This is a genomic window from Enterobacter dykesii (genome assembly GCF_008364625.2).
Taxonomy (GTDB): Bacteria; Pseudomonadota; Gammaproteobacteria; order Enterobacterales; family Enterobacteriaceae; genus Enterobacter; species Enterobacter dykesii.
The window spans coordinates 640,686-663,398 of sequence record NZ_CP126604.1 but is presented as its reverse complement, the minus strand read 5'-3'; the positions used below and the strand labels follow the sequence as shown (position 1 = coordinate 663,398).

Annotated in this window: 19 protein-coding genes and 1 pseudogene; 3 read left to right on the top strand and 17 right to left on the bottom strand. The window is 56.3% G+C overall.

Annotated elements, in window-relative coordinates:
* Window position 1: 1 nt before the first annotated feature.
* Together apaG and apaH are read left to right on the top strand one after the other, a co-directional pair.
* Window positions 2–379: a Co2+/Mg2+ efflux protein ApaG gene (apaG, locus tag F0320_RS03110; protein WP_023310361.1), complete on the top strand. Its 378-nt coding sequence runs from the start codon at window positions 2–4 to the stop codon at window positions 377–379.
* Window positions 380–383: 4 nt separating this feature from the next.
* The gene (gene apaH / locus F0320_RS03105) at window positions 384–1,232 is read left to right on the top strand and encodes a bis(5'-nucleosyl)-tetraphosphatase (symmetrical) ApaH (protein WP_126328866.1); all 849 of its coding nucleotides are present in this window, start codon (window positions 384–386) and stop codon (window positions 1,230–1,232) included.
* Between the two features lie 39 nt (window positions 1,233–1,271).
* Here apaH and folA read toward each other — a convergent pair whose 3' ends face one another.
* The 13 genes and pseudogenes from folA to F0320_RS03040 all read right to left on the bottom strand — a co-directional run bounded on the left by folA (window position 1,272) and on the right by F0320_RS03040 (window position 16,571).
* Window positions 1,272–1,751, bottom strand: a complete 480-nt coding sequence (gene folA / locus F0320_RS03100) for a type 3 dihydrofolate reductase (RefSeq protein WP_008502023.1) — start codon at window positions 1,749–1,751, stop codon at window positions 1,272–1,274.
* 114 nt (window positions 1,752–1,865) lie between these two features.
* The gene (gene kefC, locus F0320_RS03095) at window positions 1,866–3,731 is read right to left on the bottom strand and encodes a glutathione-regulated potassium-efflux system protein KefC (RefSeq protein ID WP_126328867.1); all 1,866 of its coding nucleotides are present in this window, start codon (window positions 3,729–3,731) and stop codon (window positions 1,866–1,868) included.
* A complete protein-coding gene (gene kefF, locus F0320_RS03090) occupies window positions 3,724–4,254 on the bottom strand; it encodes a glutathione-regulated potassium-efflux system oxidoreductase KefF (RefSeq protein WP_126328868.1) in 531 nt (176 codons plus the stop codon). Before kefF ends, kefC begins: the two co-directional genes overlap by 8 nt.
* Before the next feature lie 103 nt (window positions 4,255–4,357).
* Entirely contained in the window at window positions 4,358–4,591 is a 234-nt protein-coding gene (locus F0320_RS03085; RefSeq protein ID WP_149323806.1) for a YgdI/YgdR family lipoprotein, read from the bottom strand.
* A 138-nt stretch (window positions 4,592–4,729) separates the two neighbouring features.
* Window positions 4,730–7,954, bottom strand: coding sequence for a carbamoyl-phosphate synthase large subunit (gene carB / locus F0320_RS03080; protein ID WP_039260850.1), 3,225 nt, complete (start codon window positions 7,952–7,954; stop codon window positions 4,730–4,732).
* An 18-nt stretch (window positions 7,955–7,972) separates the two neighbouring features.
* The gene (gene carA, locus F0320_RS03075; protein WP_010427050.1) at window positions 7,973–9,121 is read right to left on the bottom strand and encodes a glutamine-hydrolyzing carbamoyl-phosphate synthase small subunit; all 1,149 of its coding nucleotides are present in this window, start codon (window positions 9,119–9,121) and stop codon (window positions 7,973–7,975) included.
* A 454-nt stretch (window positions 9,122–9,575) separates the two neighbouring features.
* Window positions 9,576–10,397: a 4-hydroxy-tetrahydrodipicolinate reductase gene (gene dapB / locus F0320_RS03070; RefSeq protein WP_126328869.1), complete on the bottom strand. Its 822-nt coding sequence runs from the start codon at window positions 10,395–10,397 to the stop codon at window positions 9,576–9,578.
* Between the two features lie 205 nt (window positions 10,398–10,602).
* Entirely contained in the window at window positions 10,603–11,553 is a 951-nt protein-coding gene (ispH, locus tag F0320_RS03065; RefSeq protein WP_045888142.1) for a 4-hydroxy-3-methylbut-2-enyl diphosphate reductase, read from the bottom strand.
* Window position 11,554: 1 nt separating this feature from the next.
* Window positions 11,555–12,004, bottom strand: a complete 450-nt coding sequence (gene fkpB / locus F0320_RS03060) for an FKBP-type peptidyl-prolyl cis-trans isomerase (protein WP_003856450.1) — start codon at window positions 12,002–12,004, stop codon at window positions 11,555–11,557.
* 52 nt (window positions 12,005–12,056) lie between these two features.
* The gene (gene lspA, locus F0320_RS03055; protein ID WP_008502034.1) at window positions 12,057–12,557 is read right to left on the bottom strand and encodes a signal peptidase II; all 501 of its coding nucleotides are present in this window, start codon (window positions 12,555–12,557) and stop codon (window positions 12,057–12,059) included.
* Complete coding sequence (ileS, locus tag F0320_RS03050; protein ID WP_126328870.1) at window positions 12,557–15,373, bottom strand: isoleucine--tRNA ligase; 2,817 nt, start codon at window positions 15,371–15,373, stop codon at window positions 12,557–12,559. The genes lspA and ileS overlap by 1 nt, the downstream gene beginning before the upstream one ends.
* A 45-nt stretch (window positions 15,374–15,418) precedes the next feature.
* Complete coding sequence (gene ribF, locus F0320_RS03045) at window positions 15,419–16,345, bottom strand: bifunctional riboflavin kinase/FAD synthetase (protein ID WP_047651575.1); 927 nt, start codon at window positions 16,343–16,345, stop codon at window positions 15,419–15,421.
* A gap of 7 nt (window positions 16,346–16,352) precedes the next feature.
* Window positions 16,353–16,571: pseudogene (locus F0320_RS03040) on the bottom strand (DUF2575 domain-containing protein).
* Between the two features lie 101 nt (window positions 16,572–16,672).
* Between F0320_RS03040 and rpsT the strand changes: the two are divergent.
* Window positions 16,673–16,936, top strand: a complete 264-nt coding sequence (gene rpsT, locus F0320_RS03035) for a 30S ribosomal protein S20 (protein ID WP_003856458.1) — start codon at window positions 16,673–16,675, stop codon at window positions 16,934–16,936.
* A 57-nt stretch (window positions 16,937–16,993) separates the two neighbouring features.
* Here rpsT and nhaR read toward each other — a convergent pair whose 3' ends face one another.
* The 4 genes from nhaR to dnaK all read right to left on the bottom strand — a co-directional run bounded on the left by nhaR (window position 16,994) and on the right by dnaK (window position 22,446).
* On the bottom strand, window positions 16,994–17,893 hold the full coding sequence (gene nhaR, locus F0320_RS03030) for a transcriptional activator NhaR (RefSeq protein WP_032660752.1): 900 nt from the start codon (window positions 17,891–17,893) through the stop codon (window positions 16,994–16,996).
* Window positions 17,894–17,951: 58 nt separating this feature from the next.
* A complete protein-coding gene (nhaA, locus tag F0320_RS03025; protein WP_126328871.1) occupies window positions 17,952–19,127 on the bottom strand; it encodes a Na+/H+ antiporter NhaA in 1,176 nt (391 codons plus the stop codon).
* 172 nt (window positions 19,128–19,299) lie between these two features.
* Window positions 19,300–20,445 carry a molecular chaperone DnaJ gene (gene dnaJ, locus F0320_RS03020; protein ID WP_023310347.1) on the bottom strand — a complete coding sequence of 382 codons (1,146 nt, stop codon included), beginning with the start codon at window positions 20,443–20,445 and terminating at the stop codon, window positions 19,300–19,302.
* Between the two features lie 87 nt (window positions 20,446–20,532).
* A complete protein-coding gene (gene dnaK / locus F0320_RS03015; protein ID WP_023310346.1) occupies window positions 20,533–22,446 on the bottom strand; it encodes a molecular chaperone DnaK in 1,914 nt (637 codons plus the stop codon).
* Between the last annotated feature and the right edge of the window lie 267 nt (window positions 22,447–22,713).

Genomic DNA, 22,713 nt, shown 5'->3' with positions numbered 1-22,713 from the left:
CATGATTGATTCGCCCCGCGTATGTGTCCATGTACAAAGCGTCTATGTTGAATCACAGTCCTCACCCGACGAAGAACGTTTTGTTTTCGCTTACACCGTGACCATTCGCAATCTGGGGCGGATGCCCGTGCAGCTGCGCGGGCGCTACTGGCTTATCACTAACGGCAATGGCCGCGAAATCGAAGTTCAGGGCGAAGGTGTGGTTGGTGAACAGCCCCACATCGCCCCTGGCGAAGAGTACCAGTACACCAGCGGCGCGGTGATTGAAACGCCGATGGGTACCATGCAAGGCCATTATGAAATGGTCGACGTCGATGGCAATGATTTCCGCGTTGCCATTCCTGTGTTCCGTCTCGCCGTAACCACACTCATTCATTAATCTAATGTCTACATATCTGATTGGCGACGTTCACGGTTGCTACGATGAACTGATCGCATTATTAAAACAGGTCGACTTTACGCCAGGACAGGACACGCTCTGGCTGACGGGCGATTTAGTCGCGCGTGGCCCCGGCTCCCTTGAGGTTCTGCGCTTCGTTAAATCACTCGGCGATAGCGTGCGCATGGTGCTGGGCAATCACGATCTGCATCTGCTGGCAGTTTTCGCCGGGATCAGCCGCAACAAATCTAAAGATCGCCTCACCCCACTGCTGGATGCGCCGGACGCGGACGAGCTGATTAACTGGCTGCGCCGTCAGCCCCTGCTGCAGATCGACGAAGAGAAAAAGCTGGTCATGGCGCATGCCGGGATCACCCCGCAGTGGGATCTTGAGACGGCGAAAACCTGCGCGCGTGACGTCGAGGCGGTGCTGGCGAGCGACTCGTATCCTTTCTTCCTTGATGCCATGTACGGCGATATGCCGAACCACTGGAGCGAGGATCTCAGCGGTCTGGCCCGTCTGCGCTTTATCACCAACGCGTTCACCCGCATGCGCTTCTGCTTCCCGAACGGACAGCTGGACATGTATTCCAAAGAGACGCCGGAAAGCGCGCCCGCTCCGCTGAAACCATGGTTTGCCATTCCGGGACCGGTGACCAGCGAGTACAGCGTGGTATTTGGTCACTGGGCTGCACTGGAAGGAAAAGGCACACCGGAAGGGATTTACGGTCTGGATACCGGATGCTGCTGGGGCGGAGAGTTAACCTGCTTACGCTGGGAAGATAAAGCTTACTTTGTGCAGCCGTCCAACCGACAGCTGAACTTAGGAGAAAGTGAGGCCGTTGCCTCCTGATACGCTATTCCCTCTCCCGGCCGGGAGAGGGAAAATCACTTAACGACGTTCCAGAATCTCGAAGCAGTAGCTGTGGGAGTTCTGTGCATCCGCGTCGTGGAATTCGCTGAATACCGATTCCCACTCGTCCGGATCGTAGTCCGGGAAATGGGTATCCCCTTCCACTTCTGCATCAATGTGGGTCAGATACAGCTTCTGCGCTTTTGGCAGGAACTGCTCGTACACGCGCCCACCGCCAATCACCATGATCTCTTCGGCATTGCCGCATGCAGCAATCGCCTCGTCTACTGATTTTACCCATTCGACGCGATCGTCAGTGCCCGGCTGGCTGCTGATAACGATATTCTTACGACCCGGCAATGGACGACCAATCGACTCCCAGGTCAGGCGGCCCATCACTACCGGCTTGTTTAACGTAGTACGTTTAAACCATGCGAGATCGGCAGGCAGGTTCCACGGCATGGCATTTTCCATACCGATAACGCGGTCCACCGCCAGCGCTGCAATCAGACTGATCATTGAAAATTTCCCGGATGCAAAAAATTGCCGCCACTATACGGAAAGCTTAATCTTTCGTCGACTGGCGGCAGGGTAAAGATAAAGAAATTTTTTATTATTGCTGGCAACTCCACTTCACGCGGAAGGTTTACTCTCGGGCTCGTCAGCCGGATCGCCGGTATGCTTGCCCTCTTCCGTGCCCTGCCAGCCATGGCGCTGGATCAGCGACAGGTGGTTACGGTCCTCGTTAATGATTTCCGTCAGCATCGCGCTGGTGCGTTTGAACACCGCCGCACGCTCGGTGGCCGTACTGCCGGCCATCGCCGCCATCTCTTCAACCATCTCGGTATTAAAGCGGCGGAACAGGTCCGCGCGTTCGCGTGCCTCATACGCGCCGAGCCCCAGGTTTTCCAGCGCCAAGCGGCCAGACTTCAGCGCGCCTTCGAAGGTTTCACGCTCCGGCGCCTCTACGCCCGCCTGCCGCAGCCGGATGTAGTGGTCCACATCGCGCGCTCGGGAAATAATGGTCAGCGCCGGGAAATGCTCTTTTACCAGCTCCACCATCTGCATGCTGGTTTCCGGATCGTCAATGGCGTTAATCAACACCTCGGCTTTTGCCGCCCCGGCGGATTCCAGCAGATCGACGCGGGTCGCATCCCCGTAGAACACCTTCATATCAAATTTACGCAGGGTATCGACATGATCGGGGTCGTGATCGAGGATGACCATTTTCACCCCGCTCGACAGCAGTAAACGCCCCACGATCTGCCCGTAGCGGCCAAATCCGGCGATGATGACGCGCGGCTGCTCCTCGTCGATCTCGTCGGCCTCGCGCTCCTGCTCGCTGCCCGATTTTTCCAGGCGCGTCAGCACCACCAGCAGCACGGGCGTCGCCGCCATCGACAGTGCCACCGCCAGCGTCAGCGCCTTCGCCCACTCGGGATCGAGCACGTTTGCCATCTGCGCGGCGCCAAAGACCACGAACGCAAATTCACTCCCCTGCCCCAGCAGCACGGCGAACCAGCGGCGCTGCCTGCCCGGCACGTTCAACGGGCGAGCAATCAGCCACAGCGTCACCATTTTAATGACCAGGAAGCCGACGAGCAGGATGACGATCCGCAGCGGATGCGTCACCAGCGTGCCGAAATCGACGGACATCCCGACGCCGATGAAAAACAGTCCCAGCAGCAATCCTTTGAACGGCTCGATATCGCTTTCCAGCGCGTGACGGTACTCAGAGCTCGCCAGCAGAACGCCTGCGAGGAACGCCCCCATCGCCATCGACAGCCCGGCCTCCTCCAGCAGCAGACCGAAGCCAAACACCAGGAACAGCGCCACGGCGCTGAACACTTCGCGCAGGCCAGAACGGGCGACAAACCGCAGCAGCGGGCGGGTCACGTAGCGGCCAAGCAGCACCACCAGCGCCAGCGCGCCGGCCACCTTCAGCGCCGACAGCGCAAAAGCGCCCAGCGTGGTAGAGGAACCGCTGGCCGCCAGCAGCGGGATCATCGCCACCAGCGGGATAGCGGCAATGTCCTGGAACAGCAGCACCGAGAACGCGCTGCGTCCCATCTGTGAAACCGTCAGATTTCGCTCGTTCATCGCCTGCATGGCAATCGCCGTCGAGGAGAGCGCCAGCGTCATGCCGATGAGCTCTGCCACTTTCCAGTCCATGCCCAACAGGATGCAGAACCCTCCCAGCAGCAGGCCGCAGGCCACCATCTGCAGCGCCCCGCCGCCAAATACCGAGGCGCGAAGCTTCCACAGCCGCTGCGGGTCGAGCTCCAGGCCAATCACAAACAGCATCAGCACCACGCCGATTTCAGCGAAATGGAGAATCGCCTCGGCATCCGTGACCAGTCGAAAGCCCCACGGCCCAATGACGCAGCCCGCAATCAGGTAGCCGAGCACCGAGCCCAGCCCCAGGCGTACCGCAACGGGCACAATCAGCGCCGCCGCGCCGAGGTAAATCAGCGCCTGTATCAGCGTATGGCTATCCATGGTGCGCCTCCTGCCACTCAAGTAAGCGTTGTTTATAATGGCGAGCCTGCGCCTGCAGCGTTTCATCATCGCAAACAAACGTGCAGTGCATCGCAAACGGCGGGAGCCAGTTCAGACCGCAATAGAGCGTAGTCGCCTGCAGCGGCTGCGCCAGGACGTCAAAACCCGGGAAGGAACCGATATCAAAATGGCTTTCCCCACCGCCGGTGGTGACCGCCCACATCAGGCTTTTTCCTTTTAGCGCATTGCCGTTGTGGCCATACGCCCAGCCGTGGGAGAAGACTTTATCAATCCACAGCTTCAGTAGCGGGGGCGTGCTGTACCACTGCATCGGATGCTGCCAGATAATCAGATCGGCACGGGAGAGCGCCTCCTGTTCGGCGGCGATATCGATATTAAAATCGGGATAGAGTTGATAGAGGGAACGTATCTCTACGTTATCAAGCGTCCTTACCTGCTCAAGCATCCGCTTATTCGCATGCGAATGCTGCGGATAAGGATGGGCATAAATTATCAGAATCATTGATTAGCCTGTTGTTACTGCTTTCTTTTAACAAAAGAGTGTAGTCAGTAATTCAACAGGCTAATAGTGAATATTATTGACGGGCTTACGTCAGAATTCTGAATTAGTTATCCAGCTCACCCATAGATTTCACCTGGTCACGGTTAATCTGCTCGGTTTGACCGGTTTCGGCGTTTTTGTACGACACCAGACCGGTATCGTCATCAACCTGCGGTTTGCCGTCGGTGACAATGGTTTTGCCATCGGGGGTTTTTACGGCCTGATTAGACGAACAGCCCGCAACGGTGAACATTGTCGTGGCAGCCAGAACGGAAGCGATCAGTAATTTATTTTGCATGGTGTTTTCCCCTGCTCTCAGTTGAATTTCGTTATCGACCTAACCATTTTAGGCTAACTGACTGAATGCGGATGAAAAACCAGAAGGTTCTGAAGATGGGAGAATGCCCGGCAACCGAACGGCACCGGGCATTTTTACTTACTTGCTAATCTGCGCGTGCATTTCCTGAACTGAAATCACCTTCTCGGTGGCATCCGCGTTCAGCGCCATGGCCGTTGCGAAACCGCCGTTCAGGGTGGTGTCGTAGTGCACTTTGTACTGCAGCGCGCTGCGGCGAATCAGCTTGGAGTCTTCAATCGCCTGGCGGCCTGCGGTGGTGTTGATGATGTAGGTGTATTCGCCATTCTTGATACGGTCCTGAATGTGCGGACGCCCTTCATGCACCTTGTTCACCAGACGCGGGTTGATGCCGGCTTCGCCCAGCACAATCGCGGTACCGTGGGTCGCGTCCAGCTCGAAGCCCTGTTTCAGCAGCTTGGCGGCCAGGTCAACCACGCGCTCTTTGTCGCCTTCACGAACGGAGAGCAGCGCACGGCCTGATTTTCTCATGGTGGAGCTACTGCCCAGCTGCGCCTTCGCGAACGCTTCCGCGAAGGTGCGGCCCACGCCCATCACTTCCCCGGTAGAGCGCATTTCTGGCCCTAACAGCGGGTCAACGCCCGGGAATTTGTTGAACGGCAGCACCACTTCTTTCACCGAGTAGTACGGTGGAATGATCTCTTTGGTCACGCCCTGCTGCGCCAGCGTCTGGCCCGCCATCACGCGCGCCGCCACTTTCGCCAGCGGTACGCCGGTGGCTTTGGAGACGAACGGTACGGTACGTGCCGCACGCGGGTTCACTTCAATCAGATAGACTTCGTTGTCTTTAACCGCGAACTGGACGTTCATCAGACCGCGAACCTGCAGCTCGAAGGCCAGCTTCTGCACCTGCTGGCGCATCACGTCCTGAATCTCCTGGCTCAGCGTGTAGGCTGGCAGAGAACAGGCGGAGTCGCCGGAGTGCACGCCCGCCTGCTCGATGTGCTCCATGATGCCGCCAATCAGCACCATTTCGCCGTCGCAGATGGCGTCAACGTCCACTTCCACCGCGTCGTCGAGGAAGCGGTCGAGCAGCACTGGCGCATCGTTGGAGACGCTCACCGCGGTCTGGAAGTAGCGACGCAGGTCGGCTTCGTCATACACGATTTCCATCGCGCGGCCGCCCAGCACGTACGAAGGACGCACCACCAGCGGATAGCCAATCTCTTTTGCCTTCTCAACGGCCATTTCAATGGCGGTGACGGTGGCGTTCGCCGGCTGTTTCAGCTTCAGACGGTCAACCGCCTGCTGGAAACGCTCGCGGTCTTCCGCACGGTCAATCGCGTCCGGGCTGGTGCCGATTACCGGCACGCCTGCTGCTTCCAGCGCGCGCGCCAGCTTCAGCGGGGTCTGGCCGCCGTACTGCACGATAACGCCTTTTGGCTTCTCGATGCGCACGATTTCCAGCACGTCTTCCAGGGTAACCGGCTCGAAGTAGAGGCGGTCAGAGGTGTCATAGTCGGTAGAGACGGTTTCCGGGTTACAGTTGACCATGATGGTCTCGTAACCGTCTTCGCGCAGCGCCAGCGAGGCGTGTACGCAGCAGTAGTCGAACTCGATGCCCTGGCCGATACGGTTTGGACCGCCGCCCAGCACCATAATCTTGTCGCGGTCGACGGACGGGTTCGCTTCGCACTCGTCTTCATAGGTGGAGTACATGTAGGCGGTGTCGGTCGAGAATTCCGCCGCACAGGTGTCCACGCGCTTGTAGACAGGGTGCAGGTCGTACTGATCGCGCAGCTTGCGGATTTCCGCTTCGCGCACGCCCGCCAGCTTAGCCAGACGCGCATCGGCGAAGCCTTTACGCTTCAGCACGCGCAGGAAGTCAGCGTCCAGGCCGTTGATGCCCAGTTCAGCAACCTGCTCTTCCAGACGCACCAGCTCTTCAATCTGCACCAGGAACCAGCGGTCGATGTTGGTCAGGTTGAACACGCCGTCGACGGACAGGCCCGCACGGAAGGCATCGGCGATATACCAGATACGCTCTGCGCCCGCGTCTTTCAGCTCGCGGCGGATTTTGGTCAGCGCTTCCGGGTCGTCCAGGCTCACTTTCGGGTCAAAGCCGGTCGCGCCCACTTCCAGACCGCGCAGCGCTTTCTGCAGGGATTCCTGCTGCGTGCGGCCAATCGCCATGACTTCACCGACAGATTTCATCTGGGTGGTCAGACGGTCGTTCGCGCCTGCGAATTTCTCGAAGTTGAAGCGTGGAATTTTGGTCACAACGTAGTCGATTGACGGCTCGAAGGACGCTGGGGTGCGGCCACCGGTGATGTCGTTCATCAGCTCGTCGAGGGTGTAACCCACCGCCAGCTTGGCCGCCACTTTGGCAATCGGGAAGCCGGTCGCTTTAGAAGCCAGCGCGGAGGAGCGGGACACGCGCGGGTTCATTTCGATAACAATCAGACGGCCTGTTTTCGGGTTAACGGAGAACTGCACGTTAGAGCCGCCGGTTTCCACGCCGATTTCACGCAGCACCGCCATCGAGGCGTTACGCATGATTTGATACTCTTTGTCGGTCAGGGTCTGGGCTGGCGCAACGGTGATGGAGTCACCGGTGTGGATACCCATCGCATCGAAGTTTTCGATGGAGCAGACGATGATGCAGTTGTCGTTTTTATCACGCACCACTTCCATCTCGTACTCTTTCCAGCCAATCAGCGATTCATCAATCAGCAGCTCTTTGGTTGGGGAGAGATCCAGACCGCGTTCGCAAATCTCTTCGAACTCTTCGCGGTTATAGGCGATACCGCCGCCGGTGCCGCCCATGGTGAACGATGGACGGATGATGCACGGATAGCCCACGTCAGCCGCGACGGCCAGCGCTTCTTCCATGTTGTGCGCGATACCGGAACGCGCGGTGTCGAGGCCGATTTTCTTCATCGCCACGTCGAAGCGGCGACGGTCTTCTGCTTTATCAATCGCGTCGGCGGTCGCACCGATCATGGTCACGCCGAACTCTTCCAGCACGCCCTGACGCTCCAGCTCCAGCGCACAGTTCAGCGCCGTCTGGCCGCCCATGGTTGGCAGCACCGCGTCCGGACGCTCTTTCTCGATGATTTTACGCACCACTTCCCAGTGAATAGGCTCGATGTAGGTCGCATCAGCCATTTCCGGGTCGGTCATGATGGTCGCCGGGTTGGAGTTCACCAGGATAACGCGGTAACCCTCTTCGCGCAGGGCTTTACACGCCTGCGCGCCGGAGTAGTCGAATTCGCAGGCCTGGCCGATGACGATCGGGCCAGCGCCAAGGATCAGGATGCTTTTTATGTCTGTACGTTTTGGCATTGTCTTCTCGGCTCCTGATTATTTAGCGGTCTTACGGTATTGCTCGATAAGTTCGATGAAGTGATCGAACAGCGGCGCGGCGTCGTGTGGGCCCGGGCTGGCTTCCGGGTGGCCCTGGAAGCTGAATGCTGGCTTATCGGTGCGATGAATTCCCTGCAGGGTGCCATCGAACAGCGACTTATGGGTCACGCGCAGGTTAGCCGGCATAGACGCTTCATCGACGGCAAAGCCGTGGTTCTGCGCAGTGATCATCACCGTGTTGTTATCGATGTCTTTCACCGGGTGGTTACCACCGTGGTGGCCGAACTTCATCTTAACGGTGTTCGCACCGCTCGCCAGCGCCAGCAGCTGATGGCCGAGGCAGATGCCGAATACCGGGATGTCGGTTTCCAGGAAGGACTTGATGGCGGCGATGGCGTAATCGCACGGCGCCGGGTCGCCAGGGCCGTTGGACAGGAAAATACCGTCCGGATTCATCTTCAGCACGTCTTCGGCAGACGTTTGTGCCGGAACCACCGTCAGGCGGCAGCCGCGGTCAACCAGCATGCGCAGGATGTTGCGCTTGGCGCCGAAATCGTAGGCCACCACGTGGAACGGCAGCTCGCTCTCTTTTTTCGCTTCCGGCAGGTCGCCTTCCAGCGTCCAGCTACCCTGAGTCCAGCTGTAGGCTTCAGCGGTAGTCACTTCTTTCGCCAGGTCCATGCCGTTCAGGCCCGGGAAGGCTTTCGCTTTTTCCAGCGCCAGCGTCGCATCGAGGTTATCCCCCGCGATGATGCAGCCGTTCTGTGCACCCTTCTCGCGCAGCAGACGCGTTAACTTACGGGTATCGATATCGGCAATCGCCACAATGTTATGGCGCTTCAGGTAAGAAGAGAGGTCTTCGGTATTGCGGAAATTGCTGGCAATCAGCGGCAGGTCGCGGATGACCAGGCCTTGCGCATGTACCTGAGAGGATTCTTCGTCAGCCGCATTGGTGCCGACATTGCCGATATGAGGATAAGTAAGAGTAACGATTTGGCGAGAATAGGAAGGATCAGTGAGGATTTCTTGATAACCGGTCATTGAAGTATTGAAAACGACTTCCCCAACCGCCGAACCCGTTGCCCCTATGGCCCGACCGATAAACTGGGTTCCGTCTTCCAGAACCAATAGCGCTGACTTAATCAAAACACCCTCCAGAGAATATTCACTCACTTTATCTGCATATTAATTCATAACCGTGTCATGAATCAATGCAAATGTGTTGCCAGCGGATTTTTGGCAAACGGCGGCATTCTGGAGATTTGATGGGTAAAAGTCAACTTAAAACGGATATTTTGCTTATTCTTTTGCAAGCCTGACGAGTGGAATGCGGCTTAAGCGACAAAAAGATCAGGTAAATCACCGTGGAAAACGCTTGCGCGCCTGGTTTAATAAAAAATAACGCATTGGAGCAGAATAAAGTGGACCAAATGGTCAAAATTTACATTCCAGTAACGTTAAAATGCAACAACAGATAGATATTTATGGCTTTAAAGTAAAATCCACCATGAAACAGATAAAATAAAAGGGCAATAAAATATTGCCCTATGCAATCAAACAATTACGACTGCAATAACCACATCACGATGGGTAATAATGCTTACAAATTGTTGAGATCAAGCACATCTCGCATATCAAAAAGGCCGTCTTTCTTGTTTTTAAGCCACAAAGCGGAACGTACGGCGCCGTTGGCGAACGTCATTCGGCTGGAGGCTTTATGCGTAATTTCGACACGTTCGCCAATATCGGCGAACATCGCCGTGTGTTCGCCGACGATGTCACCCGCGCGCACGGTTGCAAAGCCAATGGTGCCCGGCACGCGTTCGCCGGTGTAACCTTCGCGGGCATAGACCGCGCATTCTTTTAAATCTTTATCGAGTGCATGAGCAATCGCTTCGCCCATCGCCAGCGCCGTACCTGATGGCGCATCAACTTTGTAACGATGGTGAGCTTCTACGATCTCGATATCGGTATAGTTGCCCATCACCTTCGCGGCCTTCTCCAGCAGCTTAAGCATGACGTTAACGCCGACGCTGAAGTTCGCCGCGAAGACAATCGCAATCTCTTTTGATGCATCCTGGATAGCCTGCTTGCCCGCATCGTCAAAACCGGTGGTGCCGATCACCATTCCCTTGCCGTGCTGACGACAAAACGCCAGATGCGTTAGCGTCCCTTCCGGGCGGGTAAAATCGATGAAGACATCGAAGTCATCTTTTACCGCCTCCAGGCTGCTTTGCACGGTAACGCCCGTGCGGCCTGCGCCCGCCAGCTCACCGGCATCGGTTCCCAGAAGCGACGAACCTTCACGCTCCAGTGCCGCGCCAAGCGCGACGCCATCCATCTGAAGTGCCGCCTGAATCAGTTGACGGCCCATACGTCCACCCGCGCCCGCAATGGCGACACGGATCTGTGCATCATGCATAGTTATTCTCTTACGTTAAAATGATGTAAACCGTTTTCAGATTAACCAGCCTTGAGAAGCACTGCCAACTGAAAACACCGATAATTAGAATTTAACGTGAAACCGACTTAAATATCAGTAAAAGACATGATTTTGTCGTCACGATAAAGTAACGGGTAAAAAAAAGGCCAGCACAGGAGGTGCTGGCCTTTCATCAGAAAAAGGACTATTCGACTTCGCGGGCGTCGATGCGCAGTTCTTTCGGGACTTCGAAAACGATGTTCTCTTCACGTCCTTCCAGCGGCACCGCTTCGCCGCCGCCCAGCTCCTGCAGGCGGGTAATCACGTTCTGCACCAGGATGTCCGGCGCGGAAGCGCCGGCGGTCACGCCAACACAGGCCGCATTTTTGACCCACGCTTCCTGAATGTCCGTTGCGTCGTCGATCAGAAACGCCGCTTTCCCCATACGCTGCGCCAGTTCGGCCAGACGGTTAGAGTTAGAGGAGTTTTTGGAGCCTACTACCAGCACCACATCCGCCTGTTCAGCCAGTGCGCGCACCGCTTCCTGACGGTTAGTGGTCGCGTAGCAGATATCATCCTTACGCGGACCGACGATTTTCGGGAAGCGCTGGCGCAGCGCGTCAATCACGTCTGAGGTATCGTCTACGGAGAGCGTCGTCTGGGTCATAAACGACAGACGGGCTTCATTTTTCACGTTCAGCGTAAAGACATCTTCAGGCGACTCAACCAGATACATTCCCCCTTCCGGGTTGCTGTACTGGCCCATGGTGCCTTCGACTTCCGGATGACCGGCATGGCCAATCAGAATAGACTCTTCACCGCGGCGGCTGGCGCGCGCCACTTCCATATGCACTTTTGTCACCAGCGGACAGGTGGCATCGAATACGGTCAGATCGCGGCTTTTCGCTTCGTTACGAACCGCCTGGGAGACCCCGTGCGCGGAGAAAATCAGGATCGCGCCGTCCGGCACTTCACTGATCTGCTCAATGAAGATGGCGCCGCGCTCGCGCAGGCTGTCGACCACATAGCGGTTATGCACCACTTCGTGACGCACATAAATCGGCGCGCCGTAAATCTCCAGCGCGTTTTCAACAATGCTGATAGCGCGGTCTACACCGGCGCAGAAGCCGCGCGGGTTAGCCAACAGGATCTGCATTTCAGGCCTCCAGTGCAGGATCGATTTCCAGCACTTCAACATCAAAATGAACGGTACGCCCGGCAAGCGGATGGTTGAAGTCAACGGTAATAGAGTCGCCGTTGATTTCGCGGATCACGCCAGGCATTTCGCTGCCGTCCATAGCGGTAAAGAGCATAATCGCGCCGATCTCCGGTTCACCCGCGTCCATAAACTCGCGGCGCGAGAAATACTGGATCAGGTCCGGACTCGGCACGCCAAACGCGGCATCCGGCTCCAGCGAAAAGGCTTTTTTCTCACCCTCTTTCAGGCCCAGAAGCTGCTGCTCAAGACCTTCAGACAGGGAGGTATCGCCAAGGCGAAACAGGGCTGGTTTGCCGTTATTGCGGGTGGATTCGGCCGTGGAGCCGTCATCCAGCTTCAGCGTGAAGTGAACGAGAACCGCGCTGTTGCTCTGTACGGATTTAGACATGCAAATTGCTCGCTTGTTTTGCCCGGTGGCATTTCACCACCGGGCGAGTGTATTACGCCTGCTCTTTCGCAGCCGGTTTAGGCAAGAAGCCTTCCAGCACGATTAACGCCGCACCGATGCAAATTGCGCTATCAGCGAGGTTAAAGGTCGCGAAGTGCCAGTCGCCGACGTAGAAGTCGATCATATCGACCACAAAGCCGTGCCACAGGCGGTCAAACAGGTTGCCCAGCGCGCCGCCAATGATCAGCGCGTAAGCTATGTTATTCAGCTTTTGCGTCGCCTTCGAGCGGTACATCAGCACCGCGAGGATCACGCAGATACCGAGAGCGATACCCGCAAAGAACCAGCGCTGCCAGCCACCGCTGTCGGCAAGGAAACTAAACGCTGCGCCGTAGTTACGCGCGTAGTGCAGGTTAAGCGACGGGAACAGCGGAACCGTCTCCCCCAGAGCAAAGTTCTGGAGGATCAGGAACTTGCTGCCCAGATCGATAATCAGCACCACCACAACCAGCCACAGCCAGCGCAGTCCTGTTGAACAGAGAGTTTTACTCATCAGGCAAACTTACGTTTTTCGCCGTCACCGGCGACGTTGCTTACACAGCGTCCGCAGATGTCTGCGTGTTCCGCCACCAGGCCAACATCGGTGGTGTAATGCCAGCAACGCGGGCATTTATCACCGTCGGCTTTGCTCAGCGCGACTTTCAGCCCTTTGAGCAGTTCGCTCTGCTGAGCATCAGCAGAAGCATCGGCATAATCCGCAACTTTCGCACCGGAGGTCAACAGGACAAATCGTAATTCATCGCCCAGCGCCGTCAGCTTCGCTGCCAGCTCCGGTTCTGCATACAGCGTAACTGCCGCTTCCAGAGAGCCGCCGACTTTCTTGTCTGCACGCGCCTGCTCGATAACCTTGTTCACTTCGCCACGCACTTTCAGCAGCTCGTCCCAGAAGGCATCGTTCATCGCTTCGGTGCTGGAGAGATCGAACAGACCTTCGTACCACTCGCCCGTGAACACATACTTCTCACGGTCGCCCGGCAGGTAGCCCCAGATTTCATCCGCGGTGAAGGACATGATCGGCGCCATCCAGCGCACCAGCGCTTCTGCGATGTGGAACAGCGCGGTCTGGCAGCTACGACGCGCCACGCTGTCCGCTTTCGCGGTGTACTGGCGGTCTTTGATGATGTCGAGGTAGAACGAGCCCATCTCGATGGAGCAGAAGCGCATCAGGCGCTGCACCACTTCGTGGAAGTCGTAAGACTCATAGGCTTTCAGGATATCTTCCTGCGCCGCTTTCGCGCAGCCTACCGCCCAGCGATCCAGCACCACCATCTCTTCCGGTTTCACCATGTCTTTTGCCGGATCGAACCCGTTCAGGTTCGCCAGCAGGAAGCGCGCGGTGTTACGGATACGACGATAGCTGTCGGCAGCACGCTTCAGGATCTCGTCGGACACCGCCATTTCGCCGGTGTAATCGGTAGAGGCCACCCACAGACGCAGAATGTCTGCGCCCAGCTTGTTCATCACATCCTGCGGAGAAACGGTGTTACCGATAGATTTGGACATCTTACGGCCCTGACCATCCACGGTGAAGCCGTGAGTCAGTACCTGACGGTAAGGCGCTTTACCCTTCATGGCGGTGGAGATCATCAGAGATGACATGAACCAGCCGCGGTGTTGGTCAGACCCTTCCAGATACATATCGGCAGCGTGACCGGCAAATTCCGGACGCACGTCAACCACGGAGGAGTGGGTAGACCCGGAGTCGAACCACACGTCCAGGGTATCCGGCACTTTCTCGTAGTTGTCTGCGTCAGCGCCCAGGATGTCGCGGGAGTCGAGATCCCACCACGCCTGAATACCGTCAACTTCGACGCGCTTCGCCACTTCTTCCATCAGTTCCAGGGTGTTCGGGTGCAGCTCCTGCGTCTCTTTATGCACGAACAGAGACATCGGCACACCCCAGGTACGCTGACGGGAGATACACCAGTCAGGACGGTTAGCCACCATGGATTCAATACGCGCCTGGCCCCAGTCAGGGATCCACTGCACGCCTTTGATCTCTTTCAGAGACTGCTCGCGCAGGCCTTTCTGATCCATGCTGACGAACCACTGCGGGGTCGCACGGAAGATGATCGGCGTTTTATGACGCCAGCAGCACGGATAGCTGTGCTGCATTTTTTCAACGTGCAGCAGCGCGCCGCTGGTGCGCAGCATGTCGACGATGATGTCGTTCGCTTTGAAGACGTTGATACCGTCCAGCGCCGGATAGGTGCCAGGCAGATAAGATCCGTCCGGGCCAACCGGGTTAGCGATTTCCAGACCGTACTTCAGGCTGATGTTGTAGTCGTCAGGACCGTGGCCGCCGGCGGTATGCACCGCACCGGTACCCGCTTCCAGCGTCACGTGGTCGCCCAGGATCGCCGGAACATCGAAGTCCAGGAACGGGTGTTTGAAGCGCATCAGCTCCAGCGCATCACCTTTCACGGTACCCAGCACGGTGTAGTCGCTGATATGCGCGCGCTTCAGCACGCTCTCAACCAGATCTTTCGCCAGGATAACCGCCTGACCGTCAATCTGCACCAGCGCGTATTCGAACTCACCGGACAGGGAGATCGCACGGTTCGCTGGCAGGGTCCACGGTGTGGTAGTCCAGATCACCAGAGAGATCGGGCCATTTACCGAGGAGACGCCAAATTTAGCCTTCACCGCATCCTGATCGACAGCGTTGAACGCCACGTCGATAGATGGAGAGGTTTTGTCGTAATACTCAACTTCCGCTTCTGCCAGCGCAGAACGGCAGTCCACGCACCAGTGCACCGGCTTAGCGCCTTTGTGCAGGTGGCCGTTACCGATGATTTTACCCAGCGCGCGGATGATGTTGGCTTCGGTTTTGAAGTCCATGGTCAGGTACGGGTGCGACCAGTCGCCCAGCACGCCCAGACGGATGAAGTCAGCGCGCTGACCGTCAACCTGCGTGGCTGCGTATTCGCGGCACTTCGCACGGAACTCGGCGGCGGTGAACTTCTCACCCGGTTTGCCAAACTCTTGCTCCACTTTCAGCTCGATTGGCAGACCGTGGCAGTCCCAACCCGGAACGTAAGGCGAGTCATATCCCGTGAGGCCTTTGGACTTCACGATAATGTCTTTCAGAATCTTGTTAACCGAGTGACCAATATGAATGCTGCCATTCGCATATGGGGGGCCATCATGCAGAATGAAGGTTTTTTTGCCTTTTTTGGCTGCACGAATGATGCCGTACAGGTCATCATCGGTCCAACGCGCCAGCATTCCCGGTTCGCGCTTGGCGAGATCGCCGCGCATCGGGAACCCTGTTTCCGGCAAATTCAGGGTTGATTTATAGTCACTCATCAGATTCTCGGTTCCGTATTTATCACGTAGGCAGTTAAGCCGGGTTCAAAGCCCAAAAAACTCGCGGGCCGTCAATTCATCTCGCGCAATTTGCGCTTTTAGTTCATCCAGCGAACCAAATCGCTGCTCGTTGCGTATTTTTTTCCGCAGTATCACATCTATATGGCGACCATAGAGGTCCATTACAACGTCCAGCAGGTGCACTTCTAACTGTTGACGCACACCGGCGACGGTCGGACGCGTGCCAATGTTGGCGACGCCGTATAACGGCTTATCGCCCAGTCCTGCTACTTCCACCGCATACACCCCTTTAACCGGGGAAACCTGACGACGCAGCGGTATATTCGCCGTCGGGAAGCCTATCGTGCGGCCCAGCGCATCGCCATGGACCACGCGGCCTGAGATAGTGAACGGATGCCCCAGCAGGGTTTCAGCCGTGTCCAGGTCATCATTAGCCAGCGCCTGACGCACCGCCGTGCTGCTGACGCGCACGCCGCCTTCGCAGAAGGTCATCGCGCTGGTGACGTCAAATCCGTACTCCAGACCAGCCTTCTGTAATAGCAAGAAATCGCCCTGACGACCAGCGCCAAAGCGGAAATCATCACCCACGGCGAGAAACTGTACGCCAAGACGCTTAACCAGCAGGTCGCTGACGAAGTTTTGTGCTGTCAGCGCGGCAAAGCGACGATCGAAACGTAAACACAATACATAGTCCACGCCGGACTCCGCCAGATAGCGCAACTTCTCGCGCAGGCGAGTGAGTCGGGCGGGAGATTTATCGCCCGCGAACAGCTCCAGCGGCTGCGGCTCGAAAATCATCACTACAACGGGCAGGCCACGGGCCTCCCCTTCTTTACGCAATCCCTGCAACAGCGCCTGATGACCACGATGCACGCCGTCGAAATTACCAATAGTCAGCACGCACCCGTGTGGCGCGCTGCTGAGATTATGTATGCCGCGTATCAGCTTCATGTCTGGCTCAAAACAGTGAAAATCGCCAAAGTATACCTTGTACAGCGGTTAAGGTTAACCGGCGATTGTTCGCGCAAAACAGAAAGCCGTAATGATTTCATCAGGCTGACCTTTCGCAGCGAAAAAATCTGCTCCTGAACTGCGATTTTTATGCCGAAAGGCTGTATTCAGGGAAGACAAGCTGGTAGAATCCTGCGCCATCACTACGTAACGTAGCGTCGCTAATTAACGGCGCTTATTTGCACAAATCCATTGACAAAAGAAGGCAAAGAGGGCATATTCCTCGGCCTTTGAATTGTCCACATAGAACATATTTGGGAGTTGGACTTGGCTAATATCAAATCAGCTAAGAAACGTGCCGTTCAGTCTGAAAAGGCTCGTAAGCACAACGCAAGCCGTCGCTCTATGATGCGTACTTTCATCAAGAAAGTATACGCAGCAATCGAAGCAGGCGACAAAGCTGCAGCGCAGAACGCATTTAACGAAATGCAACCAATCGTGGATCGTCAGGCTGCTAAAGGTCTGATCCACAAAAACAAAGCAGCGCGTCATAAAGCAAACCTGACCGCGCAGATCAACAAACTGGCTTAATCGCTACTTGTTGTTGCTTGTTTAAAGAACCCGCTTAACGCGGGTTTTTTTATGCCTTCAGATTGCCGGTGGCGTAAACAGCGCCGAGTAGTCACGATTGCAGATTCGCTGCACCGCCGGGTGCTGAATCATTCTTTCGGCAAATATGGCGTGGTACTCCTCCATCACGTTATCCACTCTGCCTATCTCCGTAATCTTGTCGTCCGAATAGAGATCGTGCGCATACAGCGTCGGCGCAACGAAGATCGCATTATGCGCTTCGCCAAAAGCTTTCATCAGCGCCGCATCGTCGAACTCACCGAGGATTTCTACCTTTAGCCCCTGCGAGTTAAACCAGTTCAGCAGCTTGCGTCCGAGCATGGAACGCCTTCCCGGTACCAGCAGGCGGCGCTCTTCAAGGCACGCGGGGAACGGTTTCTCCGGCGGCGGGTTAATGCACCAGAAGCTCACGCCGCATTCGCCAATCTTCACCGAGAACAGCCCTTCCTGCTGGGTGGAGTCAATCGGGCAGTCCGAGATAATCATGTCCAGCTTGTGCTGGCTCAGCTGTTCCAGCAGCATCTCGTGGGTTGATTCAAAGCAGCGCAGGTGGATTTGCTCGTCTTCGACTACCGCCGCATCCAGCACGCCGCTCACCAGCCGCTTGGACAGCGCATCCGCCACGCCCACGTCAAAGAGCAGGTTCGACTCTTTGCGGTAGTTGACGATATCCAGCATCTCCTGGCTCAGGGTGAACATTTTGTCCGCATAGCGGAAAACCAGCTCACCCAGTTCGCTGGGTTCAATCCCACGTCCCTTACGCTTGAACAGCTTGCCCTGCAGACGCTCTTCCAGGGCCTTGATTTGCCCGGTGATGGTTTGCGGCGTCAGGTAGAGCGCCTCTGCCGCCCCCACTACCGAGCCCTGTTTGTAGACGTGCCAGAAGTAGTACAGATGGTTGTAATTTAAATGAGACATCGCATCTTCTCTCCCTGAGTGTGTATCGGGAGGAGGAACGCCTCCTCCCGGTGTTCCGTTATGCCCGGACGGCCTGTCCGGACAGCTTCACCTTCAACAAGGTATAACCGATTACCGCGGCCAGTAATGACCCGATGAGAATGCCGAGTTTAGCCCAGACGATAAGCTCAGGCGCATGCGCACCAAAGGCCAGCGTCGAGATAAAGATCGACATCGTAAAGCCGATTCCACACAGCACGCCGACGGCCATAATTTGACCAAAGGTTGTGCCGTGCGGCAATGACGCCAGCTTCAGCTTCGTCGCCAGCCAGCAGAAGAGGCTAATACCCAACGGCTTACCGATAAACAGCCCGGCAATAATGCCCAGCGGCAGCACGGACGTCAGCCCGTCCAGGGTCACGCCGCCGAGGGAAACGCCCGCGTTGGCAAACGCAAACAGCGGCAGGATCATAAAGGCAACCCACGGGTGTAGCACATGCTCCAGCTGTTTGGCAGGTGACTTGCCGTCCTGCGGCTTAAGCGGCACGAAGAAGCCCACAATCACGCCTGCCAGCGTTGCGTGCACGCCGGATTTCAGCACCGCCGTCCACAGCACCATCCCCACCAGGATATAGATACCGATGCGGCGAACATTGAAGATGTTCAGCAGCGCCAGCACCGCAATCGCCCCGGCGGCGACGCTCAGGGACAGGATCGACAGATCGCTGGTGTAGAACAGCGCGATAATCACAATGGCACCCAGGTCATCGATGATCGCCAGCGCCATCAGGAAGATTTTCAGGGCCACCGGCACGCGGCTACCGAGCAATGCTAAGACACCGAGTGCAAAGGCGATATCCGTCGCGGCCGGGATCGCCCAGCCGTCACGCGCAACAGGATCCTGCCAGGTGAACGCAAGGAAGAGCAACGCCGGAACGACCATTCCGCCGATGGCTGCGATCACAGGAAACGCCGCGCGCTGGCGGCTGGCAAGCGAGCCCAGAACCAGCTCGCGCTTAACCTCAAGCCCCACCAGCAGGAAGAACACCGCCATTAGCGCATCGTTGATCCACAGCAGCATGTTCTTGTTAATTTCCAGCGCCCCGACCTTCAGCTCAACGGGCGTTTCCAGAAATGCATGGTAGAGATCCTGCGTGATGCCAAGGTTAGCCAGCACCATCGCGGCCGCTGCGGCAATAATCAGGATCACGCCACCGGACGCCTCACTGCTAAAGAAACGGTGTAGTAATTTCATTTAAGCTCTCTCTTTTACAACAATACCTCGATAAAACCATAATACCAAGCGAGATAACTCGGCAAAAACAGATTAATATTGAGTATAGATTCAGTTTAACCGAGCTATACGCGCAAATAAAAAAGCCCGGAATCGCTTCCGGGCTTTGAGAAGATGAAAACCAGCTAACGAATTAGCGGGTCAAATCATCGAAGAATTTTTTGACGCCATCGAAGAAGCTTTTGGAACGCGGGCTGTTTTTCTCACCCGTTGGGCCGCCAAAGCTCTCCTGCAGTTCTTTCAGCAGCTGTTTCTGCTTGTCGTTCAGGCCAACCGGCGTTTCGACGACGACGCGGCACAGCAGGTCGCCCTGGGCGCCACCGCGAACGGATTTGACGCCTTTCCCGCGCATGCGGAACAGCTTGCCGGTCTGGGTTTCGCCCGGTACTTTCAGGTTCACGCGACCGTCCAGCGTAGGCACTTCGATTTCACCACCGAGTGCCGCCATCGCGAAGTTGATCGGCACTTCGCAGTACAGATTATTACCTTCACGCTCGAAGATGGCGTGCTGTTTCACCTGCACCTGAACGTACAGATCGCCCGCCGGTGCGCCGTGCTCGCCTGCTTCGCCCTCACCCGCCAGACGGATGCGGTCGCCCGTATCGACGCCAGCCGGGATCTTAACGGACAGAGTTTTGGTTTTCTCAACGCGACCGTGGCCGTGGCATTTGGTGCACGGATCTTTAATCAGCGTGCCGCGACCGTGACAGTGAGGACAGGCCTGCTGTACCGCGAAGAAGCCCTGACGCATCTGTACCTGACCAGAGCCGTGACAGGTTGGACAGGTCTGAGGCTGTGTGCCCGCTTTCGCGCCGCTGCCGTGGCAAACGTCACACTCTTCCAGCGTCGGAATACGGATCTCTTTGGTGACACCGCGAACGGCCTCTTCCAGCGTCAGCTCCATGTTGTAGCGCAGGTCCGCGCCGCGCGCCGCGCGCTGACGACCACGGCCGCCGCCGAAGATGTCGCCAAATACATCGCCAAAGATATCGCTGAAGTCAGCGCCGCCGCCAAAGCCGCCGCCACCGAATCCACCGCCGCCCATGCCGCCCTGTTCAAAGGCTGCGTGACCGTACTGGTCATAGGCCGCACGTTTTTGTGCATCGGTCAGGACTTCGTAGGCTTCTTTGATCTCTTTAAATTTGGCTTCAGCCTCTTTGTCACCCTGGTTACGGTCCGGGTGGAATTTCATGGCCAGGCGCTTGTACGCCTTTTTGATTTCACGCTCTTCCGCAGTTTTCGGAACGCCTAAAATCTCGTAATAGTCTTGCTTTGCCATTGGTTTTTTTAAGCCCCTTAACATGCGAGCACGGGCGTGGAGAGTTCTCCTACGCCCGTGCCGATTAATTACCCTGCATCAGGGCGATTATTTTTTATCTTTGACTTCTTCGAACTCAGCGTCGACAACGTCGTCGTCTTTCGCGTTGTTCGCTGAAGCGTCAGCGCCCGCCTGCTGTTGAGCGTGCTGCTGCTGAGCGATTTCCATCAGCTTCTGAGAAGCCTGCGCCAGTTCCTGCATCTTCGCTTCGATGTCCGCTTTGTCTTCACCTTTCAGTGAGGATTCCAGCGCACTCAGTGCAGCTTCGATAGCAGTCTTGTCTTCCGCTGGCAGTTTATCGCCTGCTTCTTCAACCTGCTTACGGGTGCTGTGCAGCAGATGGTCACCCTGGTTACGGGTCTGAACCAGCTCTTCGAACTTACGGTCGGATTCCGCGTTAGCTTCGGCATCGCGAACCATTTTTTCGATTTCCGCTTCGTTCAGGCCAGAAGATGCCTTGATGGTGATCTTCTGCTCTTTACCGCTGTTTTTGTCTTTCGCAGACACGTGCAGGATACCGTCAGCATCGATGTCGAAGGTGACTTCGATCTGCGGCATGCCGCGCGGTGCCGGGTTAATACCGTCCAGGTTGAACTGACCCAGAGATTTGTTATCCGCCGCACGCTTACGCTCACCCTGAATCACATGGATGGTTACCGCAGACTGGTTGTCTTCAGCGGTAGAGAACACCTGGCTGTGTTTCGTTGGGATGGTGGTGTTTTTGTTGATGAGCGCAGTCATCACACCGCCCATGGTTTCGATACCCAGAGACAGCGGGGTAACGTCCAGCAGCAGTACGTCTTTAACTTCACCGGTCAGTACGCCACCCTGAACCGCAGCACCGATTGCAACCGCTTCGTCCGGGTTAACGTCTTTACGTGGCTCTTTACCAAAGAACTCAGCCACTTTCTTCTGAACCATTGGCATACGCGTCTGACCACCCACCAGGATAACGTCCTGGATATCGGATACGGACAGGCCAGCGTCCTGCAGGGCAACTTTCAGCGGCTCGATTGAACGGTTCACCAGGTCTTCTACCAGGCTTTCCAGTTTCGCACGGGTCACTTTGATGTTCATGTGTTTAGGACCGGTCGCGTCTGCAGTAATGTACGGCAGGTTCACGTCGGTCTGCTGAGCGGAAGACAGCTCGATCTTCGCTTTCTCAGCGGCTTCTTTCAGGCGCTGCATGGCCAGCGGGTCGTTACGCAGGTCAATGCCCTGATCTTTCTTGAACTCGTCAACGAGGTAGTTGATCAGACGGGTATCGAAGTCTTCACCACCCAGGTGGGTATCACCGTTGGTTGCCAGAACTTCAAAGGTTTTTTCGCCGTCAACTTCGTCGATTTCGATAATAGAGATATCGAAGGTACCACCACCCAGGTCGTAAACCGCGATAGTACGGTTGCCAACTTCTTTATCCAGACCGTAAGCCAGTGCAGCAGCGGTTGGTTCGTTGATGATACGTTTTACTTCCAGACCTGCGATACGACCAGCATCTTTGGTTGCCTGACGCTGAGCATCGTTGAAGTATGCAGGAACGGTGATAACAGCTTCAGTTACCGGCTCACCCAGGTAATCTTCAGCGGTTTTCTTCATTTTTTTCAGCACTTCAGCAGAAATCTGCGGTGGTGCAGTTTTGGTGCCTTTCACATCAAGCCATGCATCGCCGTTATCTGCCGCGATGATTTTGTAAGGCATGATGGAAACGTCACGCTGAACTTCTTCGTCCTGGAAGCGGCGGCCGATCAGGCGTTTAATCGCAAACAGGGTGTTTTGCGGGTTTGTCACTGCCTGACGTTTAGCCGGCTGACCAACCAGAGTTTCACCATCCTGGGTATAAGCAATGATAGAAGGCGTGGTGCGATCGCCCTCGGCGTTCTCCAGCACGCGTGCAGTAGTGCCATCCATAATCGCTACACAAGAGTTGGTAGTACCCAGGTCGATACCAATAATTTTACCCATCTAAACGTCTCCACTAAAAATTCAGTCAACATGTGGTTGTGTACCTGTAATAAGGGCAGAACGTGCTTTTTCAACTACCCAGATTTGATTTTTTTCAGGTCCACACACTGCGGTTGACTACAAGATGGGGTCGCGACGGCATCCATCAAGGGGCAAGCATAAAAAAAATTTTAATTTCACCCTGATGAGATCATAGACGCCATCGATAGCGCCCATTATGATGCCGCGCCCCGTCAGGGAGTATTGACGCGGGTTTAACCATTTCAC